Source organism: Acinetobacter sp. V115_6 (assembly GCF_031799025.1).
GTDB lineage: Bacteria > Pseudomonadota > Gammaproteobacteria > Pseudomonadales > Moraxellaceae > Acinetobacter > Acinetobacter pittii.
This window is the reverse complement of record NZ_JAVQNO010000020.1, coordinates 84,067-107,095: the sequence shown is the minus strand read 5'-3', so window position 1 is coordinate 107,095 and position 23,029 is coordinate 84,067. Positions and strand designations below refer to the sequence as shown.

Genomic DNA, 23,029 nt, shown 5'->3' with positions numbered 1-23,029 from the left:
TAATTAAAAAATTACCTGAATAAGTTATTAGTTATACATCGTTATGGCTTATTTTCTGACCGTAACTGCAATTTGAAACAAAGACAATACAGGAAGATTCAAATATTTTTTGATTTGTTTATCTGTTCTAAAGAGAAACCATGCCTGACCAAAATCCATTTTAATAGAAATCGCTTATGCCAAGCTGGAGATTATTAATCTTTGCTTATCTCCCTGCATCAGTTAAAATCTTCCACCTTATAAATACGAATGAGAGAATGAAATCCGTGCGTAAAATTTTAGTCACTAATGCCCTCCCTTATGCTAATGGTCCAATTCATATGGGTCATTTACTCGGTTACATCCAGGCAGATATCTGGGTTCGTGCCATGCGAGCAATGGGTCATGATGTGACTTATGTATGTGCGGATGATGCTCACGGTACAGCAATTATGCTACGTGCCGAAGCAAACGGTATTAGCCCAGAAGAGCAAATTGCGAATGTTCAAAAAGAACACATCCGTGATTTTGACGGTTTTGGCGTACATTTCGATCACTACGATTCAACGCATAGCGATGCAAACAAAGCACGTTCAACAGATATCTATATTAAAAACCGTGAAGCTGGAAATATTGCAGTTCGCCCTGTAACTCAGTTATTTGACCCAGAAAAAGGGATGTTCTTGTCTGACCGTTTCATTAAGGGTACATGCCCAAAATGTAAGTCAGAAGATCAATACGGCGACTCATGTGAAGTGTGCGGTACAACTTACAATGCAACTGAGTTACTTAACCCGCGCTCGACTTTAAGTGGTGCAACACCAGTTGAAAAATCATCAGATCACTATTTCTTCAAGCTTCCAAACTTCTCTGAATATTTACAAAAATGGACGCGTGATGAAGGTCGTTTACCTCTTTCGATTGCAAACAAGTTAGATGAATGGTTTGAAGCTGGTTTAGCAGACTGGGATATTTCTCGTGATGCACCATATTTTGGTTTCGAAATTCCAGATGCACCAAATAAATATTTCTACGTATGGGTAGATGCCCCAATTGGTTATATGTCTAGTTTTGAAAACTACATCAAAACTAAACGCCCAGATTTAAACTTTGATGATTTCTGGAAAAAAGACAGCCAAAACGATGTTTATCATTTTATTGGGAAAGACATTGTTTATTTCCATGCTTTATTCTGGCCTGCAATGCTTGAAGGTGCGAACTATCGCACTCCAACTGGTCTTTTTGTAAATGGTTTCTTGACTGTAAATGGACAAAAAATGTCTAAGTCACGTGGTACTTTCATTAAGGCCGAGACGTATTTACAGCATTTAAACCCAGAATATCTACGTTACTACTTTGCATCTAAACTTTCAGATAAAGTTGAAGACTCTGACTTAAATCTTGATGACTTTGTTCAGAAAGTAAATTCAGACTTAGTCGGTAAAGTCGTTAATATTGCTAGTCGCTGTGCGAAATTCATTAACAGCAGTTTTAACAATACGTTATCTGCTAGCTGTACAGAAACTGAGTTAGTACAAAGTTTTATTGATGCTGGCGATTCAATCGCTGCTGCATATGAAGCACGTGAATTCTCTACGGCGATCCGTGAAATTATGGCGCTAGCTGACCGTGCAAACCAATATATTGATGAGAAAAAGCCTTGGGCACTTGCTAAACAAGAAGGTCAAGAACAACAGGTTCTTGATGTATGTTCTGTGGGTATCAACTTATTCCGTCAACTCGCAGTGTACTTGGCTCCAGTTCTGCCAACTTTAGCTCAACAAGTTCAAGATTTCTTAAAACTTGAAGGCTTCAATTTCGAGTCACGCAAACAAATTCTTGTAGGCCATGAGATTGCGCAGTTCCAACCGCTTATGCAGCGTGTTGATCCAAAAGCTGTTGCAGCTATGGTTGATGCTTCTAAAGAGTCTTTAGGTGCTCCTGCTCCAGAAGCAACAAAAGCGGCAGCGAAAAAAGACAAAGCAGCTGAGAAAAAAGCAGCGCCTACTCCAGCAGTGGGTGAAGCTGAAATTATCGGTATTGAAGATTTCTTAAAAGTTGACTTACGTGTTGCTCAGGTCGTTGAAGCAGGTACAGTTGAAGGTTCAGATAAATTACTTCAATTGACATTAGATGTTGGTGAAGCTGAACCACGCAATGTATTTAGTGGCATTCGTAGCCAATACGCACCAGAAGACCTAAAAGGTAAATTGGTTGTTATGGTTGCTAACCTTGCACCACGTAAAATGCGTTTTGGTATTTCAAACGGCATGGTACTTGCTGCTGGAAATGGTGAAGGTATTTTCATTATTTCTCCAGACAGCGGTGCGAAACCTGGCGATAAAGTTTCTTAATCTGCTTTCAAAAAAAGCTCCCTAAATTGGGAGCTTTTTTATTTTTAAGGGCTTTGAATAGGTTTAAAAGAGGCTTACTAAATTAGGACCACGGCCACCCTTCGCAAGGGTTATTAAATAAAACGTGTATATTTCCCAACTCTTCATTTGTTAAATAGCCATTCTTATTTTCATCTAAATAATGAAATAGCTCTGTCTGTTTGTTTTCACCTTGAAAACGCTTATCACTCGGCCAGTTATAAGGATAAAAGTCTTCAACCCGTTGAAATTCTTTTTGGCTATACATGCCATCATGATTTAAATCATATTTTTCCTGAAAAAGCTCCAAATCTAAAGAAGCAGGCTCACATGCACTTACCATATTCAAAACACAGTAAGTTGCACATCCAGCAAGTAACCTAATAGTTAGATTGCTCATGATTATTCACTTGTATATCGGAAATTTTATAATCCTTTTCATGAACCGGAGTACCCACAATACTCATGGTCCGCTCATTTTCTGGCTGTTGCTTGCTCATTGTTCTCATCTCACATCCTGTAGTTAAGATGAGAAAAACTACAGAAATGCTCACCATTAGTTTTTTCATAACGTGATCCTCATTTCTTTTTGTTTTATTTATTAAGTTACCACTTTTAAAGTGTTTAAGTGCTAAAAAAGATATTTCAATTTGTATATATTTTACGCAAAAATAAAGCCAGACTATAAATAGCTGGCTTTGGATTTTGTAGATATTTTAATTAAAGAATAATCATTTGAAGAAAATTAATTTTAAACCCAATAAAGTCACAATACTTCCAGCAACTCTATCCACCCCTGTTTTTGCTTTCAGATACATTTTTCGAGGCTTCTCTGAAGAGAGCAGCATTGCCACACATGAGTACCAACCAGCATCAATCATAAAACAAATCACTGGTAATGCGACGTAGTAATAATTTGGAATTTCTTTTGGCAACAAAGCAGTAAATACACTCGCTAGCACGACTGCGATTTTTGGATTACTTAACTGGGTAATTAAGCCATATCGATATGCCTGCTTATAGGTCATTTTCGATTTGCCATCGTTTTCCATCGCAATTGGTTCTTTAGCATGTTTAATAATTTTAAAAGCCAGCCAAAGTAAATATAGACCACCACCAATTTTTAAAATTAGATAAGCAGAAGGCACCGCCAATAAAACTGCTTGCAATCCCATAACTGCTAATAGACCAAAAAGCGCTGCACCTGTCCCCGTCCCTAAAGCGGTAAACAACCCATGTTTACGTGATTTAGAAATTGAATTTTGTGCAACATAAATAAAGCTTGGCCCAGGACTTATTGCTCCAAGCATCAATGCCATCGCAATTGAAAAAAGAGGAATAAGGGACTCAAACATTGTATTGACCTAGCATCACGCAATTGCGCGGTATTCTAACAGCTTTTTATGACACATATAAAAATGGCGAAGATATAAATGATGAAAATTGAATTTTCATGTTTTTACAATTTAGATCTTCACAACGGACAAAAATGTCCGTTAAATATATAACCTTTCGAACTCCCCAAACCGATGACATGAGTAAACGTCAAAAAATTGCTGCCCATAATCGGGATGAATTACTCAATGCAGCCGAAGAATGTTTTCGCATTCATGGTATTAATGTTCCCTTACAAGTTGTGATTGACCACGCTGGTGTAGGCAGAGCGACGTTCTATCGTAATTTTTGTGATCGAAAAGCTTTAATTAGTGCACTTTTAGAACGCGCGATTACACAGCTAGAGCAAAAAGCAGCTCATTTTCAACAATTCGAAGATGGTTTATTTCGTTTAATTGAAGGACATATTGGGCAACTTCCCAAGCTCGCAATTTTGCAAGATTTTTGGAGAGTGATTGATCGGCAAGATCCAATTATGTTAAAAATTTATGAACGGCGAAATAATGCACTTAACCCACTGATTGAAAATGCGATAGAACAAAAATTGTGCCGAGCTGATCTGACCGCCGATGACTATGCAATGGTCACAGCAATGTTGGGTTCTTCATTTCAAGGACATGAGCCAGAAGAACAGACTCGCTTAGCAAAACGAGCAATTGAATTACTATTTCATGGTATTCAAATACAAAAAATTCGAGGGATAGAATGAGTAAAACGCCTCGTTACTTAGAAACACCACCCGACTGGACCCCAGAAGAGCAACCGACTTTACCTGGTTCACCAGCAGCTATTGCACACTCTGTACCTAAGCGGTTTATTTACTTTTTTATTGGTTTATTTATCGCCCTTTCGGCAAGCTTAAGTAATGGTTTTATTACGGCAAATTTACCTTTAATCCAAGGTGAGTATGGACTAACTCCTTCCGAAGCGGCTTGGTTGCCTGCTGCTTATGTCATGGCAAATGTCAGTTCAAACCTGATTTTATTTAAAGCCCGGCAACAGTATGGCCTGAGAGTATTTTCGGAAATAGGACTCGTGATTTTTATTGCAGTTCTGGTATTGCATATTTTTGTGCATACCTATGAAATGGCCCTATTTGCGCGGGTTGTAGCTGGTTTAGCTGGTGCGCCATTAAGCTCTTTAGGTATGTATTACACCATGCAAGCTTTTAAAAAAGCAGACATGGCAAAAGGTATATATATTGCCTTTGGTTTTCAGCAACTTGGCGTACCATTAGCTTGGATTATTTCTCCATTTCTTGTAAATACAGACAGTTGGTCTGTTCTATATACCTTTGAGCTCGGCTTAGCACTTTGTTGTTTAGCCATGGTCGTTTCATTGAAATTACCGCGAAGCTTAAGAATTTATGTTTTTGAGAAGCAGGATTTCTTTACATTTGCTTTATTGGCTCCAGGTTTTGCCTGCTTGTGTATTGTGCTCACGCAAGGTCCAATTTTATGGTGGTTTAACAGCGAATGGCTCGCTTACGTCTTAATTGCAGGTTTTAGTTTAGTTGTTTTGGGGTTGCTCTATGAGCACTATCGCGCCAATCCATTAATTATGACACGCTGGTTAGGTGCCGCTTCGACCCTACGCTTCATTTTTGGTGCCTTTGCCATTCGACTTTTAATGTCAGAACAAAGCTACGCAGCTGTTAATTTCTTAAAAACCATGGGAATGGGTCCTGACCAATTTGTTCCACTCTATGTGGTCATATTAGTGGGGATTTTAAGCGGAACACTTTTTAGCGCACTGACTTTTTCACGCGAACGGATTATCTTCCACTTACTTTTTGCAGAATTTTTAATTTTAGTGGCCTGTGGACTAGATTATCACCTAACTAGTGATGTTCGACCTGTGAATTTCTTTGCAAGTCAGTTTTTAGTCGGCTTTGCAGGTGGTTTATTTATTGGGCCATTGCTCCTGATTGGCTTTGCGCAAACTTTGGCTAAAGGTCCTTCGTATGTGGTGACTTTTATTGTGCTGTTCTCTGCAACTCAAACATTTGGCGGCCTTGTTGGGTCTTCATTCTTCTCGACCTATCAACAACACCGTACACAAAACTATCAAGTCGAGATTATTAAAGATTTAGAACAAGCAGATCCTCTAGTTGCTCAAAGGCTCTCGACCTATCAACGCAGTGCATCAGTTACGACTACTGACCCAGCATTACAAACAGCCCAATCCATGCGCTCACTTAATCAAGTGGTCACTCGTGAAGCGCAAGTGCGTGCCTACAATGACGTTATTGCATTGAACGGTATTTTTGCTATCGCCCTACTCTTGTGGGGTGGATTTAATATTGCACGTAGTAAATATCTACAACGCAGAGGAATTAGCCGTCCTTAATGGCTTCTTTATTGATGAAATAGAAATTGAGATTGATATATGTCAGATGATCAAAACAAACCAGAACAAGCTCCACCTCAAGCAGCTCCCGCTCCATCTAACGAACCTGCACCTGCGAGCAAACTAATTCCAACAAAACGCTCAACTTTATTATGGATGCTAGTTGTGCTCATTGTTGGTATTTTAGTGATTTTGTGGGCATGGAGAATCGGACCCTTCGCAACGAGCGTTCAGCAAACTGACAATAGTTATGTTAAAGGTAAAACAACGATTTTATCGTCGCAAATTAATGGCTATGTTAAAGATGTATTAGTTAAGGACTTTGACCACGTTAAAAAGGGTCAAGTATTAATGCATATTGATGCAACCACCTACGACCAAAAAGTAACGCAAGCGGCTTCTGGAGTTGAACAAGCTAAAAATACTTTAGCCAATCAGACACAGTCTATTGCTCAAAAACAAGCTGATATTGTGGCTGCACAAGCAAAAGTAGATCAAGTTAAAGCTCAATATGAACTTTCTTTAGCACAGCTTAGACGATATCAACAGTTAGGTAATAGTGGAGCAGCTTCTAAATCTGAGCAAGATAAAGCCGCAGCAGATGCTGAAAATAACCTTGCAGCACTGAAGCAGGCAGAAGCCAATGTTTTAGTTGCCAAAGAAGCACTTAAAACGGCGCAGGTCGCGGAAGCTGGCTTAGAAGCACAAGTTTCAAGTGCTAAGGCACAACTAGATCAGGCACAAACTACCAAAGACTATAGTGTCATTGTTGCTCCAATGGATGGACAACTTGGTGAGGTGAACCCTCGTGTTGGGCAATATGTAGCAGCAGGGTCACAATTACTCTATCTGATTCCACAGCAAACTTGGGTGATTGCCAACTTTAAAGAAACCCAAATTGCCAATATGCGGATTGGTCAAAAAGCATGGTTCACAGTCGATGCGATGAAACACAAAAAATTTACAGGGCATGTTGAGCAGATCTCACCTGCTGCGGGTTCTGAGTTCAGTGTATTAAAGCCTGACAATGCAACAGGAAACTTTACCAAAGTGGTTCAAAGAATTGCCGTACGCATTACCATTGATCCAAATCAAGAAGGAATAGAACACTTACGCCCTGGCATGTCAGTGATTACTTCTGTCGATACAAGTTCGTAAACAGCTTTTTAAAGCTCTATTTAAAAAGCTACAATGTGATCAATCATTATTTTTCTCAATTTCTAATGTTTGATCACATTGCCCAACCTGTTTCCTATCAGCATATTGAACTCCCCTCTTTAGTTCATCTCGACATTAAGCGATTAGATTTAGTTCATCCTCAAATTTCGGGCAATAAATTTTTCAAACTAAAATACAATCTGCTTGTCGCAAAACAACAAGGTTTATCGAGCATTTTGACTTTTGGTGGCGCTTATTCCAACCATATTGCCGCGACTGCCTATGCCGCTCATCTTTTTGGCTTAAGAAGTATTGGAATTATTCGTGGTGAAGAGTTAGCTGACAAACCTCTGAATCCAACCTTAGCAAAAGCTCAAAGTTTAGGAATGCATCTAAATTTTGTCTCACGCAATGAATATCGCTTACGAGAAGATGCAAACTATCTTCAACAGTTACACCATCAATTTCCTGAAACTTTCATTATTCCTGAAGGCGGTACCAATGAACTGGCAGTTCAAGGTTGTCAGGAAATTATCAGTCAAAGCGATTTGCAAAACTATGATGTGATTTGTTGTGCAGTAGGAACTGGCGGAACGATTTCGGGTCTTATTGAAAGGAGTTCAGCCGATCAAAAAGTCTTAGGATTTTCGGCTTTAAAAGGTGACTTTTTACAACAAGAAATTCGGCAGTGGACCAAAAAACAGAACTGGTCTGTGACAGATGCATACTGCTGTGGTGGGTATGCAAAAACTTCACCCGAGTTATTGGCGTTTATAGAAAGTTTTGAAGAGCAGCATGCGGTACCACTTGAACCGATCTATACGGGAAAGATGATGTTTGGTCTGTTTGATCTTATAAAGAATAATTACTTTTCTGAAGGTACTCGCATTCTGGCAATTCATTCTGGTGGTTTACAGGCAGATATAAGAAATAAAACACATCAATAACTTATTAGCTTTTAGTACACATTACTCCGCATAACAGTAAATGTCTTTAGCATGACTAAGGCTCGGCATGATAGTATATGCCCCTTTTAAATTTTCACGATTAATCGAGAATCTCTTATGTCTAACAGTCATGTTGATGTCATTGTCTTAGGTGCAGGTGCTTCTGGACTCATGTTGGCTGCACATGCTGCTAAACGAGGGCGCTCGGTTTTAATTTTAGAAAAAGCCAATAAAATTGGTAAAAAGATTTTAATGTCGGGCGGTGGCAAGTGTAACTTTACCAACCTGTATGTAGAGCCTGACAACTATATTTCTCATAATTCGCACTTCGTTATTTCTGCCCTGTCACGTTATAGCAACTGGGACTTTATCGGTTTGGTATGTGATTATAAAATTGCTTATGAAGAACGAAAACACGGGCAATTATTCACGCTAAACGGCGCTAAAGAAATTTTAGAGATGCTAGTGAATGAATGTAATAAAACCAATAATGTTGATATCCAAACTCAATGTGAAGCTGTACAGATTGATCCATTAGAAAAAGGCGGTTTTACTGTACACACAAACCAAGGCCGATTTAGCTGTGAGTCATTAGTGGTTGCTACAGGTGGTTTATCCATTCCAACTTTGGGTGGTTCTGGATTTGGCTATGAACTGGCACAAAAATTTGGACATACGGTTTTCCCAACTCGCGCAGGGTTAGTCCCATTTACTTTTTCAGATCATATTAAAGAAGTCACTACACGCCTAAGTGGTAATGCTTTAGATGTGACTCTAAGTAACTCGAAGAATAGCTTTACTGAAGCATTATTGTTTACGCATCGTGGTTTGAGTGGTCCAAGTTCTTTACAGCTTTCAAACTATTGGAATACGGGTGAAAGTTTTAAAATTGACTTTTTCCCGAGCCAAGATTTAGCAAATTATTTAAAAGACAAAAAGAAAGCCCAACCTAAAGTTTTATTGCGTACTCTTCTGAATGAATTTACGGCAAAAAGTATTGTACAAGAGTTACAACAACTTATATGGCCTGAACAGAGCGAGACAGCAATTGGTAATATCAGTGATGCACAGCTAGATCATATTGCTGAGCAACTACATGGTTTTGCCGTCAAACCTTCAGGCACAGAAGGCTATCGTACTGCCGAAGTTACTTTAGGTGGAGTTGATACAAGTGAAGTATCTTCCAAAACCATGGAAAGTAAAAAGCAGAAAGGACTGTTTTTTATTGGGGAAGTACTTGATGTGACTGGCCATTTAGGAGGTTATAACTTCCAATGGGCTTGGTCTTCCGCTTATGCAGCAGCACAATACGTTTAACTGATGAATAAGCTAATTTGAGGCTTTCGAATCATTAGATGATTTTTCAGAATTACGTGTATGAGTTGTTGCCTGTTTTGATGAATTAGATTTATTAAACACAAATTTATAAGCACTTGCTAAAAAACCTACGGTAATTCCCGCAATGACAATCGGTGCTAAAAAACGACCTGGTTTCTTCATCGTATTTTCCTCACTTATTTCTTTTTATAATGGCCCAAAAAAAGTTCGACCACTCAATATAGAGTGGTCGAACTTATCACAAAAATCAAAGATTTTTTGTACGGTTTATCTGAAAATTAGTTTTACTTACTAAATTTCGTCATTTTCTCCAGTAGATCCAAACGGTTTATTTACTGGTGGTTCTGCTGGATTTACTTGTGCAGAATCAGCAGGTTTTGCATCAGATGAAACCGTTGATGGTGAGGTAGTAGTCGTTGGTGCAACTGTAGATGTTGACGAACTCGTAGTTGCAGATGAGCTACCAGTAGATGGACTGCTTGTGGTCGTAGTAGAAGGTGGTTGATACAGAGGATTTGGTTCATTAGCTTCTTTTTTAGCTTTATCTAACAAATCACTCAACAGTCTTTCTGCTGGTTGGCGACCACCCAAACCAAATGCAAGAGCGAAAGCAACTGCAACTGCGCCTAGAGTCAAACCAAATGCAAGGTTAACGATCGAATCTGCAATACCCATCGCTCTTAAACCAAGCGCAAGTACGAGACCAATAATTAACACACGAACTAAACTACCTAACCAACGCGAGCTATTATATTCGCCGCGTTGAACCACGTTCGCCACAACATTGGCAAGCCAGAAACCAATAACCAAGATTACAGCGCCCAATAGAATGTTTGCACCGAAATGGATAAACATTGCGATTAGACCACTTATTTGATCGAAACCAAGACGATCCGCAGCTTCAGAAACTGCAAACAGCATCGTAAAGAATACAATTAACCAGCCAACTGCATTAGAAACTTTCGTTTGACCTAAAAAGCGTTGTACATCTAACTTTGCAGGAATTTCATCAACACCTGTACCTGCAATTAATTCAGCGACTAAGCGGCCAACAAAACGAGAAACAATATAAGCAACTAGTAGAATTAAACCAGCAGCAATAATGTTTGGAATCGCCTGCAAGATTTCATTAAGCATTGCTGTTGCTGGCTGAGAAATTGTCTCAATACCTAAAGCTTCAAACGCCACAATCAATGTGGTAATAATGATGATTGCGAAAACAAACGAACCTAAGAATTTGCCTACGTTAGAGCTTTTGAAAAGACCAATTTTTTCAGCTTGAGCCTGAACACCTAAGCTATTTACTAAACCTTCAACAATACCGCGTACAATTTTTGCCAAGATATAACCAACAAAAACGATAACACCAGCAATAAAGATATTTGGTAAGAATGCTACAGCATCATTTACCATATTTTGAACTGGAATCAGTAAGCCTGTTAATCCTAGTATTGAAAGAACAATCGGAAGGAAAAGTAACAATACAAGCCAGTAAAGAATTTCACCAATATTCTGGCTAATTCCACCTACACCCACTTCACTGCTTAACTTATCATCGAGTTGAGTTCGGGATAAAACATTGGTCACCCCCGCTCGCACCAGTCGAGCAACGATCCAACCAATAAAACCCACCACAACAGCAGCAATAATATTTGGAATATAGACGAGTACCTGATTCACCATATTACTGAACGGGCCACTTACTCCACTAATGTTAAGTACATTGAGAGCTGCGACCACAGCTAAGATTAGAATAAACCAGAATACGACTTTTGAAATAAGACCTTCTATGTTTGGAGCACGCCCAGTTGCTGAAGATAATTTTGCATTGGTATTTACTTTTTGCAGAAGTTTTTTTACACCTGCCGCAACTAATAAAGCGATTATCCAGCCAACCAGTAAGATGACGATTGCAGCTAAAATAGGATGAAACTGATCCCAGTAATACATCGCATCAAACTGAGCGCCGCGAGGCCCATCAAAAAATTCATTCATATTGTTATGTCCTCAATTGTTATGTTCTTTTCAGTGCCATCAATTATGAAAAACACCATTCGTTGTTAAAAATGACGATAAATGCGGTCTATCTCACCTTATGTTTTGAGTATTTTCTAATCAACACACTTCTGCATAAATACAACAAATTGATGCAAAAGGTTGCCAAAAAAGCCTTTAGGTCACATCCCAAAGGCTTTCTATCAAGATATACTGGTTGGCTTATTACCCTTTATAGATATTCAAATCTGAAGTACTCTTAATGACATGCGGTATGGCCTCATGTTGAAAAGCGGCTTCTTCTTTAGGTGTTTTGCTGTGATCAGCAACCATGTAGACGATGAGTGCAATAAGAAAAAGCCCAACAATAATTAAAATGTAAACTGGCAATCTTCTTTTTTTCGCAGTTTCTTCAGGACTCGTCACATGAGGTGGTTTTGAAAAATCATGCATCTTCTTTCCCCTCTTCTTTTATCATTAACTTTATAATCATCATAGCAATTTGGTTTGTTGCATTGTGTGAAAAAGCATTATGCTAAGGTGTCTGTGGTTGCAAAACTCTACTATTAAAATAGTAAAAACAGTATAAAATTTAGGCAAAAATATTTAGCCATTAAAAAATAATGAGAAGTTATGCTCGAGCTTCTTTAATGTTCTATTTGTAATACAATATGTTTTAGCGCTTACTTTTTATAAAATAGGCTATAATAAGCCCCCTTGTTTTAAAGCTGCTCTATTTTATGATGTATCGTCAGCAAAACGTAACACTTGATCTCGACACTGACGTCACACATCAATGTTATATACATCAGACGAGAGACGAACATCTCATTGGTATTATTGAATTTAATAAACCAAGTTATGAACTTAAATGGGGTGATTTAGAGTATTTTCGTCGCCGTACTGAAGAATTTTCCGTCATGCCATTTCCTGACTGCATTAATGCCATGATTGTTGATATTCGTAATATCAATATTTTTCTAGACAATGATGTTCCGATTTTACCTTGGCGCTTACTAGAAGAAGACTGTCCTGTTCGCTTAGTCGTTCCACAAGATCGTTTGGAACATTATGCAGGTCTTTTTGAGCCAACTTGGCTTTCAACCGATGTAGATAGCGCAATTTCAGAAATTCGCGAATTTATGGATATGTTTGTCCACTAATAAACATATCCATAAAATTAATTATAAAGTTGTTTTCACCGCAATTTATTACCAGTAATTTTCTACCGCAATATTTCCCTCACCTCGACGATTCATCGTCAAACCACGGCGCTTTAAAGCCTCTTTAGTGTCATCTACCATTTGCGGATTTCCGCAAAGCATGACGTGGCTTGTGGCAGGATTCAGCTCTATACCAGCAGATTTTTCTAATTCACCATTTTCAATCAGAATCGGCAAACGATCATGCAATAGCGCAGATGGATCTCTAGTAATAATCGGAATAAATTTAAATCCGTTATGTCCTTCCCCAAAAGTTTCAGCAATCTCTTGAATACGATCAACGTAAGCTAACTCAGCTGCGGTACGGACACTGTAAACCAAATTAATTTTTTGATATTTAGACCATGTATCGAAGTCTTGTAGCATCGATAAAAATGGAGCTAATCCTGTACCCGTTGCCAATAACCATAAATCATGCGGTAAAGGTTGTTGATAGCGAGCTAAAGTCAAATAGCCATAAGGTATTTTTTCTAAATAAAGCTCATCTCCTACCTTTAAATGTTGAAGATTTGACGTAAATGCACCGTCTGGTACCACAATCGAAAAAAACTCAAGCGTTTCATCAAATGGTGATGAAACTACCGAATAAGCACGAACAACAAGTTCCTCTCCAACTTTTAGCCCAATACGTGCGAATTGCCCAGCAGTAAATTTAAAATGTGCAGGGCGGGTCATGGTGAAACTGAAAAGAGTTGGAGTCCAGCGGTGTACAGATAAAACTTTTTCTACGCTAAATTTTTCAATTGACATGATTTCAACGTGGCATGAAATAGTGCGCTCATGTTAGCATGACAGCCGAAATAATGAATACTTTTAAACGTTAAGGCTTTTTAAACATGCGCATGACATTACGCCAGTTGGCTGTTTTTGTAGCAGTCGCTCAAGAAGGAACTGTCACCAAAGCGAGTGATGCGGTCAGACTGACGCAAAGTGCAGCAAGTATGGCTTTAGCCGATTTAGAGGATGGTCTTGGTGCACCTCTATTTGATCGTTTAGGTAAACGATTACAGCTTAATGATTTAGGTCGTTTTCTATTGCCTCAAGCATTAGAAATATTAGGTCGCTGTGAAGCTTTTGAGCAAGCTGCAAAAGGTGAATTGCAAAGCATTGATTTACGTATTGGGGCCACTTTAACGATTAGTGATTACCTCATGCCAGATTTAATGGCAAACTTTTTACAGCATCACCCTAAAGCGCATTTGCAATTACAAGTGGGCAATACACGCCAAATGATTGAAGCAGTCAATCAATTCCAACTTGATTTAGCTTTAATTGAAGGCTCATGTCACTTACCTCAACTCCAATGTATTCATTGGCGTGATGATGAGCTTGCAGTTTGCTGCGCCCCAAATCACCCGTTAGCACGTTTAAATAGGCCTCTAACAGCGCATGATTTTCTTCAAGTCGAATGGATTTTACGTGAAGAAGGCTCAGGAACTCGTGAAGTATTTGATAATGCGATATTGCAAGATCTGCCAGACGCGAATATTCGCTTAACCCTAGGTCACAATGAAGCAATTTTAAAAATCGTTGCTGGTGGTTTAGGTATGTCATGTATTTCTAAACTTGCCATTGAACCCTTAATTGAAAAGGGACAATTAGTAATTTTAGATACACCATTCTGGCAGCTTACGCGTCCGCTTTATATGCTGGTACACCGTCAAAAGTATCAAGGTCCAGGCCTCAAAGCATTCTTACAATTCTGTGAAGATCAGGTTTAAAACCTGATCTTTTCATTGATTAGCGTCGAAAATTTGATAGCAATTCGCTTGTGATCGCTTTATTGTGATCCGCAATTTTATTTTTCTTGGTTTTCGCAGGATTCGGGTCAACACGCTCAATTTTAATCGCTTTAAATTTGCCCTGATTATCTGCAGCAAGAAATCTCACTTTTTCATTTCTTTTCGGTTCGCCCTCTGATGCAGGGAAATCAGAAATATGAAAGAAAATATCTCCTTCAGTGGTCTCAATAAAACCAAACCCTTTATCAGCGTTATATTGTTTTACCCTTCCAGTATAAAACTCTTGCTTCATGATCTTTCCCCTACTTTTCCAATCCAGTCATTGCAATAAATAAAAAAGAGACTCACGATCCCGTTTTTAAAATTATACGGTTGAATGAAGTCTCTTTTTAATGCTATTTCAAAAAATTAATCTTTTTGTACACTACCAAAAATTTTATCGCCAGCATCACCCAAGCCAGGAACAATATAACCTTGTTCATTTAAGCCATTATCAATAGATGCTGTATAAATCTGTACATCCGGATGAGCTGCTTCAACTTTAGCAACACCTTCAGGAGCAGCAACCAACACCATAACACGGATATCTTTACAACCACTTGCCTTTAACACATCAATAGCAGCAACTAAAGAATTACCTGTTGCCAACATTGGGTCAATAATCATCGCAAGACGATTAGCGACATCTGGAACTAATTTTTTGTAATACGTACGAACTTCTAGTGTTTCTTCATTACGCTCAAGACCTAAAACACTCACCTTTGCGCTTGGAATCAGATTAAGTACACCATCCAACATACCAATTCCGGCACGTAAAATCGGTACAATCGTTATTTTCTTACCAGCAATACGCTGTGTAGTAACAGTTCCAGCCCATCCATCAATTTCACAATCCACAACTGGCAAATCTTTTGTTGCTTCATACGTCAATAACATAGTCACTTCCTGAGCAAGCTCACGGAAGTTCTTAGTACTGATATCAGCACGACGTAACAAACCTAATTTATGACGAATAAGTGGGTGACGAATTTCTTGAATGGCCACAGATGTTACCTAAAAATATAAAAACGTATTTATTATAATCTTTTTTTAACGCTCAATAAAAAAAAGCCTCCAGATTTGGAGGCTTTTTTGTACACCAGAATTACTGTTGTGAAAGCATGAAATGTAATGGCGATAAAATTTCTGCTTTTAATGCCAAATTAATCATTGGATCTGGGTAAACACCCAAAATAATAACTAATGCAGCAGCAGCTAATACCATTAAACCACCCACTTTTTGTCCCCAATGAGCATCTGCATCAATACGAGGAGTTTCTGGTGGTGTCATATACATTACAACCATCACACGTAAGTAATAGTACAAACCGATACCACTACCCACAATAATCATTGCAGCTAAGAACCAGTGTTGAGTTGTTACAGCAGCCATTACCACCAAGAACTTACCAATGAAGCCTGCTGTTAATGGAATACCAGCCAAAGACAACATCATGACTGTTAAAGTTGCTGTAAGTACTGGACGGCGCCAGAACAAACCACGGTAGTCTGCAAGGCTTTGTGCTTCATCTACGTTGTTATATGGGCTAGACATTAATGCTACCGCACCAAAGGCACCGATAGTAGTTAATACATAAGACACCACATATACAGTTACGCTACCCAAGCTCGCATAAGTCATGCTAATTAAAGCAATTAACAAATAACCAAAGTGAGCAATAGATGAATAACCAAGAATACGTTTTAAGTTAACTTGACGAACAGCGAGTAAGTTACCAACTAAAATCGACAATACAGCAATGATCGTCAAAATAGTTACTAACGAGTTCACCATCATTGCGCCTGAAGCAAGCATGTAACGCACGAACAAACCAATTGTTGCAACTTTAGCAGCAGTCGCTAAGAAAGTTGCCATTGGCGCTGGTGCACCTGCATATACATCCGGTGTCCATTTATGGAACGGCGCAAGCGATAATTTAAATGCAACAGCAAAGATAATAAGTGCTAAACCTAATAACACCATTGGCTGTTTGATTGCTTCAAATAATGCCTGTACAGAATCATAGAATGAAAGCGAACCTGTATATGCATAGATATATGCCATACCCATCAACAACATTGCAGAAGCTGTCGCTGAAAGTACAAGGTATTTAATACCCGCTTCAAGTGAGTTACTGCGTTGATAAGTATAAGCAAGTAAGCCATATACAGGAATCGACATTAACTCAAGGCTAATGAAGAACGATGCATAGTGAGAGCTTGCAACCATCAACATTGCACCTGCTACTGAAGCAAGTAACAAAAGATATAACTCTTCGCGGTTGTCTTTATAAGTTTCGATGTAAGCATGAGACAAAGTACAACATGCCAATGCCGCAATCAAAATCATAAATTGATAGAACATGGTAAATGGATCAACCATAAACATGCCCATCACATTTGCCGGTACAAACTTACCGCCAAATACTGCAAATAAAATATAAAGTGCAGCAAGGTTTAAACCGACAACAGAGGCTGTTGCGATTAAATTATGATTACGCTTAATTGAAATTAACAGCATGACGACGATTGTTGTCAAAGCAACAATCATCACCGGAGCTAAAGGCATAAGCGTAGAGAATGATACTGTGAAGTTCATGATTATTGGATCTCCACATGGTCAAGTTGAGTAGCTGTTTGCTGAACAGTTTCAACGACTTCTTGTACTGGCACATAACTATTGACCAACCACTGCATGCTTGAATGAGATACATCCAAGAATGTTTGTGGGTAGATACCAAGCCAAACGAGACCAATTGCACAAATCATCAAAATACCAACTTCACGAGCAGATAAGTCTTTCAATGGACTAGTGTAATGTTGCTTTTGTTCAGGATTTGGTTCACCAAATAAAGCACGGTGAATCAAGATCAAGCCATATAAACCTGCAAATACAAGGCTGATAGAAGCAAGAATCGTGAAGACAGGATATTTATTAAATGAACCCATCAAAATCAGGAATTCACCAATAAAGTTACCTAAACCTGGTACACCTACAAGAGCAGCAACGAAGAACATCAAGAAAAATGGCAAGTACTGAAGCTGGCCACGAAGACCACCCATTAAACGTAAATCACGTGTATGTAAACGTTCGTAGATTTGACCAGACATAATGAACAATGCAGCTGATGACAAACCATGTGCCAACATCATGATCATTAGACCTTGGAAGGTCAAAATATTACCTGCATAGATTGCAAGTAAGATAAAGCCCATGTGTGAAATCGACGTATACGCAAGTAAACGTTTCATGTCAGTTTGCTGGTAAGCACACCATGCGCCGTAGAAAATACCAATCAAACCAAAAATAATCGCAATGTCTGCAAACTGTGCAGAGGCTGTCGGGAAGAATGGAATAACAAAACGAAGCAAGCCGTACGCAGCTGTTTTAATCAAGATACCCGCTAAGTCTACAGAACCCGCTGTAGGTGCTTGAGCATGTGCATCTGGTAACCAACCGTGTAATGGGAATACTGGTAACTTCACCGCAAAACCGATGAAGAAACAGATCATGAAACCGTACGCTAAGCCTGCAGGTAAATGGTTAGCTACAGCTAATAAATAGTTGTAATCAAAACCGATCATGCCTGTCATCATGTAGCCATAAACTACAAGACCTAGGATACCGATTAACATCACTAGACCAGCAATCTGCGTGTAAAGGAAGAACTTAGTTGCAGCGTAAACACGTGAACGACCATTTGAACCTTTATGACCCCATAACGCAATCAAGAAGTAGATTGGTACAAGCATCATCTCCCAGAAGAAGAAGAACAAGAACAAGTCAATCGCTAAGAATACACCGATAACGCCACCTAAACTCCATAATAGGTTTAAGTGGAAGAAACCAACGTTCTTTTGAATCTCACCCCATGAACAACCAACAGCAAGTACACCAAGTAACGCTGTTAATAACACCATGAGTAAAGATAAACCATCCACAGCTAAGTGAATGCCAATACCGAGTGATTGAATCCACGGTAAATAGAACTCAGCAGACCAAGTTGGGATTTTAGAACCCAACTCGTAGCTATAAGTTCCACTTTGCCAAAGTGCAAGACCTAAGCCCAAAGTAATGAGCATACCAATTAAGGCAATCCAGCGTGGCAAAGTTTTGTCGAGCTTATCGACTAACCAACAAATAAAACCGGCAATGAACGGAACAAGGATCAGCGCGGGTAAAATTAAATTGTTTTCCATTTTATTTCCCCACTACCTGAATAACGATCAAGATCATCAATAACACCACTACACCGAGTGACATGCTTGATGCGTATTCACGCAATGAACCTGTTTGACGTGAGCTTGTAAAACTATTTCCGCCTTTCACGAGTGCAGGAAGAACTAACCACAAACCGTCAATCGGATCACGGCCAAAGATTTTGGCGAAGAATAAATAAGGTTTAACAAAAACGATGTCATACAATGCATCAAAACCAAAAGCGGTACGGCAAATATGTGCCAAACCTGAACCCAAACTTGTTTGAGCGAATGATTTCACTGCACCATAAGCAAATGTAAATAATGCTATACCAACAACAAGACCAACTAGTGCAATACCTACTGCTAAGTGCTCTGCCCCATGCATGCCTTCTACAAATTGTTCAGCGACATGGAATTCAGGGATTTTTGCAGTATTCAGAATACCTGCTACCGGTGCTTTTAATACCGCACCAACAAAAGTAGACAATACAGCTAAAATACCCAATGGAGCCCAGTAAGTTGCTCCTTTAATTTCATGGTAAGGCGTATTTTCTTGACCAAAGAATACAACCCAGATTAAACGGAATGTATAGATTGAAGTCAGGAATGCACCTGCTACACCCACCCAATATAAGGTGTGGTATAAAGCAACTGATTGACCTTGTACCCAAACTTCACCAAGAATCGCATCTTTAGAGAAGAAGCCAATAGTCAAGAATGGAATCGCTGCTAATGCACCGCCACCAATCGCGAAACAAGCAAACAGGAATTTGTTACGTTTGAACAAACCACCCATTTTGAAAATGTTTTGCTCGTGGTGATAAGCCAGAATAACCGCACCAGAAGACAAGAATAATAATGCCTTAAAGAATGCGTGAGCCAACATGTGGAACAAGCCAGCTTGATAAGCTTCCGCACCTACAGCCATAAACATATAACCCAACTGACTCATTGTTGAGTAAGCCAAGATACGTTTGATGTCTGTTTGTACAAGTGCAGCAAAACCTGCAACTAACAAAGTTACCGCACCTGTTACTGAAATGAATTGCATCACTTCAGGAGCAAGTTCAAATACGCTGAATAGACGACAGCATAAGTACACACCAGCCGTTACCATTGTTGCAGCGTGGATTAATGCAGAAACAGGTGTTGGACCTGCCATCGCATCTGCCAACCATGTTTGCAATGGAATTTGAGCAGACTTACCAGCAGCACCCAAGAACAACATTAATGCAGTCCAAATTGTAAGTGACGAACTCTTCGTCATTACTTCAGCTGCGTGTTCAACGATGTATTGAGTATTAAGCGTACCAAATTGTTGGTAAAGCAAGAATAAAGCAATAAGCAAGAATACGTCACCAACGCGGGTCACTGTAAACGCTTTGATCGCTGCCCAACCATTTGCAGGGTTTGCATAATAGAAACCGATTAGCAAGTAAGAGCAAAGACCTACGCCTTCCCAACCCAAGAATAACAACGCCAAGTTGTCACCCAATACAAGCACAAGCATGCTTGCAACAAACAGGTTGAAATAAGAGAAGAAACGCGCATACCCCTCTTCACCACGCATGTACCATGATGCAAAGATATGGATTAAGAAACCAACACCCGTGATCATGCCCATCATGAGTAAAGATAAGCCATCTAAATGTAAGCTAATGCCCGGCGCAAAACCGCCAACATTGAACCATGTCCACAAGTTTTGAACAAAAACTTGCTGACCACTCGTGGTAAATGCCATTCCAGCAATGAGTGCAAATAATGCAGATAAACCTACAGAACCTACACCAATAACAGCTGCAACATTTTCAGAGAGTTTGTCTCGTCCTGCCGCCAATAAAATAAAACCGATTAGCGGAAATAATACTGTTAGATATAAATAACTCATCCGCGCATCTCACTAGCAGCATCCACATCCAAATGATGGAAGCGATGATAGAACTGAAGGACAATCGCAAGACCGATACATGCCTCTGCTGCTGCAAGGGTCAAAATCAGGATGAACATCACTTGTCCATCTGGTTGTGCCCATACGCTACCCGCAAGAACAAATGCCAATGCTGCAGCATTCATCATGATTTCAAGGCTCATTAACATAAATAATAGGTTGCGTCGCACCATTACACCGTAAAAACCGAGTGCAAAAAGGATGGTTGCAACAATCAAACCATGTTCTAAAGGAATCTGGCCCATTATTCTTTTTCCTCTTCTGCACCTGGTTCACGTTTACCTAAGTGGTATGCTGCAACAAGGGCTGCTAGCAATAACATCGCGGCAACTTCAACCAATAATAAATAGTGAGTAAAGAGTGCTTGACCAACTACTTTTGGTCCAATCACTTGTGCCCCAAGCGGTGCTGAAATAGTAGTGTATTCACCACCAAGCATCCAAACTAAAAGCAAGCCGAGCAAGAAACTCATGAGTGCTGGATATGCCCAAGCATCTGAAGAAAGCCATTTACGTTCTTGTTCAACGGTGTGTTGACCTAAGTTAAGCATCATCACCACGAAGACAAACAGAACCATAATTGCTCCGGCATAAACGATGATTTCAAGAGCACCCGCAAAAGGTGCCCCCACGATCATGAAAATACCAGCAACAGCAAGCAATGAAACAATTAGACTAAGTAGAGCGTGTACAGGGTTCGTGTTAGTCACTACACGAACCGTAGAAACAATGGCCACGAGTGCCATCAAATAAAACGGCCACATCATGGTAATAGACTCCGTACATCGATTGGTGCACTTTCTTTTTGTGCTTGACCTTTCTCTTTACCGTTAATTGCCATACCCGTTACACGGTAGAAGTTGTAATCTGGGTATTTGCCTGGACCTGAAATGAGTAAGTTTTCTTTCTCATAAACAAGGTCTTGACGTACATATTCGCCTAACTCGAAGTCTGGTGTGAGCTGAATCGCAGTTGTTGGACAAGCTTCTTCACACATACCGCAGAAAATACAACGCGAGAAGTTGATACGGAAAAACTCTGGGTACCAACGACCATCTTCTGTTTCTGCTTTTTGTAGTGAGATACAGCCAACCGGACATGCAACTGCACATAGGTTACATGCTACGCAACGCTCTTCCCCATCAGGGTCACGCGTTAATACAATACGACCACGAAAGCGTGGCGGCACAATCTGTTCAGCCGGAACTTCTGGATATAAAATCGTGTCACGTTTACGCGTTGCATGGCTAAACACCATGAGTAACGTACGTACAATTGATCCGAATCCAGCTAGAAATTTATACATTTTGTACTCCCTGCTGTCCTAGGCCTGATTCATCAGAATCACAGCACCAGTCACTAACAAGTTGACCAACGCCAATGGCAAACAAATTTTCCAACCAAAGTTCATGACTTGGTCATAACGTGGACGCATTAAAGAACCACGTGCCAATACAAACATCATTACAAAGAATGCTGTTTTAATCACAAACCAGAATACTGGTGGAACAAATGGAATTTCTAAATTGAATGGCGCTAACCAGCCACCAAAGAATAAAGTCACGATCAATGCAGAGATCAGTACCACGTTGACATACTCAGCAACGAAGAACATACCCCATTTCATACCGCCATATTCAACATGGTAACCTTCTGCCAATTCTTGCTCTGCTTCTGGTTGGTCAAATGGATGACGGTGAGTTACCGCAACACCAGCAACTACGAAAATCAAGAAACCTAAGAATTGCGGAATGACAAACCAAACATCACGTTGTGCTTCAACAATTTCACGAAGGTTAAATGAGCCTGCAATTGCAACTACACCCATCAATGAAATACCCAAGAACACTTCATAAGAAATGGTTTGAGCTGCTGAACGTAAACCACCAAGTAATGAGTATTTGTTATTTGATGCCCAGCCACCAAATAAAACTGCGTAGACAGCAATACCAGCCATTGCCATGAAGAACAATAAACCGATACTCATGTCGGCAACACCCAGTGAAGGACTCACAGGGATCACCATGAATGAAAGAACCGCTGTTGCCATTGCAACAGCTGGTGCTAAACGGAATGTAAGTTTGTCAGCAAATTTTGGGGTCCAGTCTTCTTTGAACATGATCTTGAGCATGTCGGCAACGATCTGGAACATACCGCCAGGACCAACACGGTTTGGACCATAACGGTCTTGCCACCAAGCAAGTAAACGACGCTCAATAAAAGACATCAATGCTGCAACTAAAACAACAACAAGCAAAATTACAACTGCTTGAACGACAGCGTAAGCAATCGGCCAGTTCTCAGCCCAAAGTGGCGTTTGACGTATAATTTCTTGATTCATG

General features: G+C 39.6%; 24 protein-coding genes. 8 read left to right on the top strand and 16 right to left on the bottom strand.

Features of this window, described 5'->3' with window-relative positions; translation table 11 throughout:
- Positions 1–266 precede the first annotated feature (266 nt).
- A complete protein-coding gene (gene metG / locus RMA94_RS08160; protein ID WP_311082526.1) occupies positions 267–2,333 on the top strand; it encodes a methionine--tRNA ligase in 2,067 nt (688 codons plus the stop codon).
- 82 nt (positions 2,334–2,415) lie between these two features.
- On the opposite strand, the gene RMA94_RS08155 is transcribed toward metG, so the two are convergent.
- The 3 genes from RMA94_RS08155 to RMA94_RS08145 form a co-directional block, all read right to left on the bottom strand.
- Entirely contained in the window at positions 2,416–2,751 is a 336-nt protein-coding gene (locus RMA94_RS08155; RefSeq protein WP_311082482.1) for a calcium-binding protein, read from the bottom strand.
- Positions 2,732–2,920 carry an NF038215 family lipoprotein gene (locus RMA94_RS08150; RefSeq protein WP_202724711.1) on the bottom strand — a complete coding sequence of 63 codons (189 nt, stop codon included), beginning with the start codon at positions 2,918–2,920 and terminating at the stop codon, positions 2,732–2,734. The genes RMA94_RS08155 and RMA94_RS08150 overlap by 20 nt, the downstream gene beginning before the upstream one ends.
- A 162-nt stretch (positions 2,921–3,082) precedes the next feature.
- On the bottom strand, positions 3,083–3,706 hold the full coding sequence (locus RMA94_RS08145; protein WP_002120398.1) for a LysE family translocator: 624 nt from the start codon (positions 3,704–3,706) through the stop codon (positions 3,083–3,085).
- Between the two features lie 179 nt (positions 3,707–3,885).
- On the opposite strand from RMA94_RS08145, the gene RMA94_RS08140 reads away from it, so the two are divergent.
- The 5 genes from RMA94_RS08140 to RMA94_RS08120 all read left to right on the top strand — a co-directional run bounded on the left by RMA94_RS08140 (position 3,886) and on the right by RMA94_RS08120 (position 9,517).
- On the top strand, positions 3,886–4,455 hold the full coding sequence (locus tag RMA94_RS08140) for a TetR/AcrR family transcriptional regulator (RefSeq protein WP_002120318.1): 570 nt from the start codon (positions 3,886–3,888) through the stop codon (positions 4,453–4,455).
- Entirely contained in the window at positions 4,452–6,095 is a 1,644-nt protein-coding gene (locus tag RMA94_RS08135) for an MFS transporter (RefSeq protein ID WP_014205911.1), read from the top strand. The genes RMA94_RS08140 and RMA94_RS08135 overlap by 4 nt, the downstream gene beginning before the upstream one ends.
- A 39-nt stretch (positions 6,096–6,134) precedes the next feature.
- Positions 6,135–7,253 (top strand): HlyD family secretion protein, encoded by a 1,119-nt coding sequence (locus RMA94_RS08130; RefSeq protein ID WP_005075213.1) that lies wholly within the window; start codon positions 6,135–6,137, stop codon positions 7,251–7,253.
- A gap of 65 nt (positions 7,254–7,318) precedes the next feature.
- Positions 7,319–8,200 (top strand): pyridoxal-phosphate dependent enzyme, encoded by an 882-nt coding sequence (locus RMA94_RS08125; RefSeq protein ID WP_311082479.1) that lies wholly within the window; start codon positions 7,319–7,321, stop codon positions 8,198–8,200.
- Between the two features lie 117 nt (positions 8,201–8,317).
- On the top strand, positions 8,318–9,517 hold the full coding sequence (locus RMA94_RS08120; RefSeq protein ID WP_311082478.1) for an NAD(P)/FAD-dependent oxidoreductase: 1,200 nt from the start codon (positions 8,318–8,320) through the stop codon (positions 9,515–9,517).
- Between the two features lie 12 nt (positions 9,518–9,529).
- Here RMA94_RS08120 and RMA94_RS08115 read toward each other — a convergent pair whose 3' ends face one another.
- The 3 genes from RMA94_RS08115 to RMA94_RS08105 all read right to left on the bottom strand — a co-directional run bounded on the left by RMA94_RS08115 (position 9,530) and on the right by RMA94_RS08105 (position 11,986).
- Entirely contained in the window at positions 9,530–9,700 is a 171-nt protein-coding gene (locus RMA94_RS08115; RefSeq protein ID WP_002120038.1) for a hypothetical protein, read from the bottom strand.
- 129 nt (positions 9,701–9,829) lie between these two features.
- Positions 9,830–11,533 (bottom strand): mechanosensitive ion channel, encoded by a 1,704-nt coding sequence (locus RMA94_RS08110; RefSeq protein ID WP_039756257.1) that lies wholly within the window; start codon positions 11,531–11,533, stop codon positions 9,830–9,832.
- Positions 11,534–11,758: 225 nt separating this feature from the next.
- Entirely contained in the window at positions 11,759–11,986 is a 228-nt protein-coding gene (locus tag RMA94_RS08105) for a hypothetical protein (RefSeq protein WP_014205906.1), read from the bottom strand.
- A gap of 290 nt (positions 11,987–12,276) precedes the next feature.
- Between RMA94_RS08105 and RMA94_RS08100 the strand changes: the two genes are divergently transcribed.
- Entirely contained in the window at positions 12,277–12,696 is a 420-nt protein-coding gene (locus tag RMA94_RS08100; protein WP_014205905.1) for a hypothetical protein, read from the top strand.
- Between the two features lie 48 nt (positions 12,697–12,744).
- Here the strand turns inward: RMA94_RS08100 and RMA94_RS08095 are convergent, their stop codons facing one another.
- A complete protein-coding gene (locus RMA94_RS08095) occupies positions 12,745–13,506 on the bottom strand; it encodes a ferredoxin--NADP reductase (RefSeq protein ID WP_311082476.1) in 762 nt (253 codons plus the stop codon).
- 86 nt (positions 13,507–13,592) lie between these two features.
- On the opposite strand from RMA94_RS08095, the gene gigC reads away from it, so the two are divergent.
- Complete coding sequence (gene gigC, locus RMA94_RS08090; RefSeq protein WP_002120024.1) at positions 13,593–14,477, top strand: LysR family transcriptional regulator GigC; 885 nt, start codon at positions 13,593–13,595, stop codon at positions 14,475–14,477.
- Between the two features lie 19 nt (positions 14,478–14,496).
- On the opposite strand, the gene RMA94_RS08085 is transcribed toward gigC, so the two are convergent.
- The 9 genes from RMA94_RS08085 to nuoH form a co-directional block, all read right to left on the bottom strand.
- Complete coding sequence (locus RMA94_RS08085; RefSeq protein WP_016144454.1) at positions 14,497–14,790, bottom strand: cold shock domain-containing protein; 294 nt, start codon at positions 14,788–14,790, stop codon at positions 14,497–14,499.
- Positions 14,791–14,906: 116 nt separating this feature from the next.
- Complete coding sequence (gene upp, locus RMA94_RS08080; RefSeq protein ID WP_002120045.1) at positions 14,907–15,542, bottom strand: uracil phosphoribosyltransferase; 636 nt, start codon at positions 15,540–15,542, stop codon at positions 14,907–14,909.
- Positions 15,543–15,642: 100 nt separating this feature from the next.
- On the bottom strand, positions 15,643–17,136 hold the full coding sequence (gene nuoN / locus RMA94_RS08075) for an NADH-quinone oxidoreductase subunit NuoN (RefSeq protein WP_002120035.1): 1,494 nt from the start codon (positions 17,134–17,136) through the stop codon (positions 15,643–15,645).
- 2 nt (positions 17,137–17,138) lie between these two features.
- Entirely contained in the window at positions 17,139–18,737 is a 1,599-nt protein-coding gene (gene nuoM, locus RMA94_RS08070) for an NADH-quinone oxidoreductase subunit M (RefSeq protein ID WP_002120006.1), read from the bottom strand.
- Position 18,738: 1 nt separating this feature from the next.
- The gene (gene nuoL / locus RMA94_RS08065; protein WP_002120008.1) at positions 18,739–20,628 is read right to left on the bottom strand and encodes an NADH-quinone oxidoreductase subunit L; all 1,890 of its coding nucleotides are present in this window, start codon (positions 20,626–20,628) and stop codon (positions 18,739–18,741) included.
- Positions 20,625–20,933, bottom strand: a complete 309-nt coding sequence (nuoK, locus tag RMA94_RS08060) for an NADH-quinone oxidoreductase subunit NuoK (protein WP_000529822.1) — start codon at positions 20,931–20,933, stop codon at positions 20,625–20,627. The genes nuoL and nuoK overlap by 4 nt, the downstream gene beginning before the upstream one ends.
- Positions 20,933–21,451: an NADH-quinone oxidoreductase subunit J gene (nuoJ, locus tag RMA94_RS08055; RefSeq protein ID WP_014205902.1), complete on the bottom strand. Its 519-nt coding sequence runs from the start codon at positions 21,449–21,451 to the stop codon at positions 20,933–20,935. Before nuoJ ends, nuoK begins: the two co-directional genes overlap by 1 nt.
- Positions 21,451–21,993 carry an NADH-quinone oxidoreductase subunit NuoI gene (nuoI, locus tag RMA94_RS08050; RefSeq protein ID WP_002120012.1) on the bottom strand — a complete coding sequence of 181 codons (543 nt, stop codon included), beginning with the start codon at positions 21,991–21,993 and terminating at the stop codon, positions 21,451–21,453. Before nuoI ends, nuoJ begins: the two co-directional genes overlap by 1 nt.
- An 18-nt stretch (positions 21,994–22,011) precedes the next feature.
- Complete coding sequence (gene nuoH / locus RMA94_RS08045) at positions 22,012–23,028, bottom strand: NADH-quinone oxidoreductase subunit NuoH (protein WP_004703499.1); 1,017 nt, start codon at positions 23,026–23,028, stop codon at positions 22,012–22,014.
- Position 23,029: the final 1 nt, after the last annotated feature.

Excerpts from the sequence above, each read along its gene's own strand:
- nuoN (WP_002120035.1), bottom strand. The coding sequence starts at position 17,136 with ATGAACTTCACAGTATCATTCTCTACGCTTATGCCTTTAGCTCCGGTG.
- nuoJ (WP_014205902.1), bottom strand. The coding sequence starts at position 21,451 with ATGTGGCCGTTTTATTTGATGGCACTCGTGGCCATTGTTTCTACGGTT.
- RMA94_RS08105 (WP_014205906.1), bottom strand. The coding sequence starts at position 11,986 with ATGCATGATTTTTCAAAACCACCTCATGTGACGAGTCCTGAAGAAACT.
- RMA94_RS08155 (WP_311082482.1), bottom strand. The coding sequence starts at position 2,751 with ATGAGCAATCTAACTATTAGGTTACTTGCTGGATGTGCAACTTACTGT.
- RMA94_RS08125 (WP_311082479.1), top strand. The coding sequence starts at position 7,319 with ATGTTTGATCACATTGCCCAACCTGTTTCCTATCAGCATATTGAACTC.
- nuoM (WP_002120006.1), bottom strand. The coding sequence starts at position 18,737 with ATGGAAAACAATTTAATTTTACCCGCGCTGATCCTTGTTCCGTTCATT.
- nuoH (WP_004703499.1), bottom strand. The coding sequence starts at position 23,028 with ATGAATCAAGAAATTATACGTCAAACGCCACTTTGGGCTGAGAACTGG.
- nuoK (WP_000529822.1), bottom strand. The coding sequence starts at position 20,933 with ATGGGCCAGATTCCTTTAGAACATGGTTTGATTGTTGCAACCATCCTT.
- RMA94_RS08110 (WP_039756257.1), bottom strand. The coding sequence starts at position 11,533 with ATGAATGAATTTTTTGATGGGCCTCGCGGCGCTCAGTTTGATGCGATG.
- RMA94_RS08135 (WP_014205911.1), top strand. The coding sequence starts at position 4,452 with ATGAGTAAAACGCCTCGTTACTTAGAAACACCACCCGACTGGACCCCA.
- RMA94_RS08120 (WP_311082478.1), top strand. The coding sequence starts at position 8,318 with ATGTCTAACAGTCATGTTGATGTCATTGTCTTAGGTGCAGGTGCTTCT.
- RMA94_RS08085 (WP_016144454.1), bottom strand. The coding sequence starts at position 14,790 with ATGAAGCAAGAGTTTTATACTGGAAGGGTAAAACAATATAACGCTGAT.
- nuoI (WP_002120012.1), bottom strand. The coding sequence starts at position 21,993 with ATGTATAAATTTCTAGCTGGATTCGGATCAATTGTACGTACGTTACTC.
- RMA94_RS08150 (WP_202724711.1), bottom strand. The coding sequence starts at position 2,920 with ATGAAAAAACTAATGGTGAGCATTTCTGTAGTTTTTCTCATCTTAACT.
- nuoL (WP_002120008.1), bottom strand. The coding sequence starts at position 20,628 with ATGAGTTATTTATATCTAACAGTATTATTTCCGCTAATCGGTTTTATT.
- RMA94_RS08100 (WP_014205905.1), top strand. The coding sequence starts at position 12,277 with ATGTATCGTCAGCAAAACGTAACACTTGATCTCGACACTGACGTCACA.
- RMA94_RS08145 (WP_002120398.1), bottom strand. The coding sequence starts at position 3,706 with ATGTTTGAGTCCCTTATTCCTCTTTTTTCAATTGCGATGGCATTGATG.
- RMA94_RS08095 (WP_311082476.1), bottom strand. The coding sequence starts at position 13,506 with ATGTCAATTGAAAAATTTAGCGTAGAAAAAGTTTTATCTGTACACCGC.
- RMA94_RS08115 (WP_002120038.1), bottom strand. The coding sequence starts at position 9,700 with ATGAAGAAACCAGGTCGTTTTTTAGCACCGATTGTCATTGCGGGAATT.
- RMA94_RS08140 (WP_002120318.1), top strand. The coding sequence starts at position 3,886 with ATGAGTAAACGTCAAAAAATTGCTGCCCATAATCGGGATGAATTACTC.
- RMA94_RS08130 (WP_005075213.1), top strand. The coding sequence starts at position 6,135 with ATGTCAGATGATCAAAACAAACCAGAACAAGCTCCACCTCAAGCAGCT.
- gigC (WP_002120024.1), top strand. The coding sequence starts at position 13,593 with ATGCGCATGACATTACGCCAGTTGGCTGTTTTTGTAGCAGTCGCTCAA.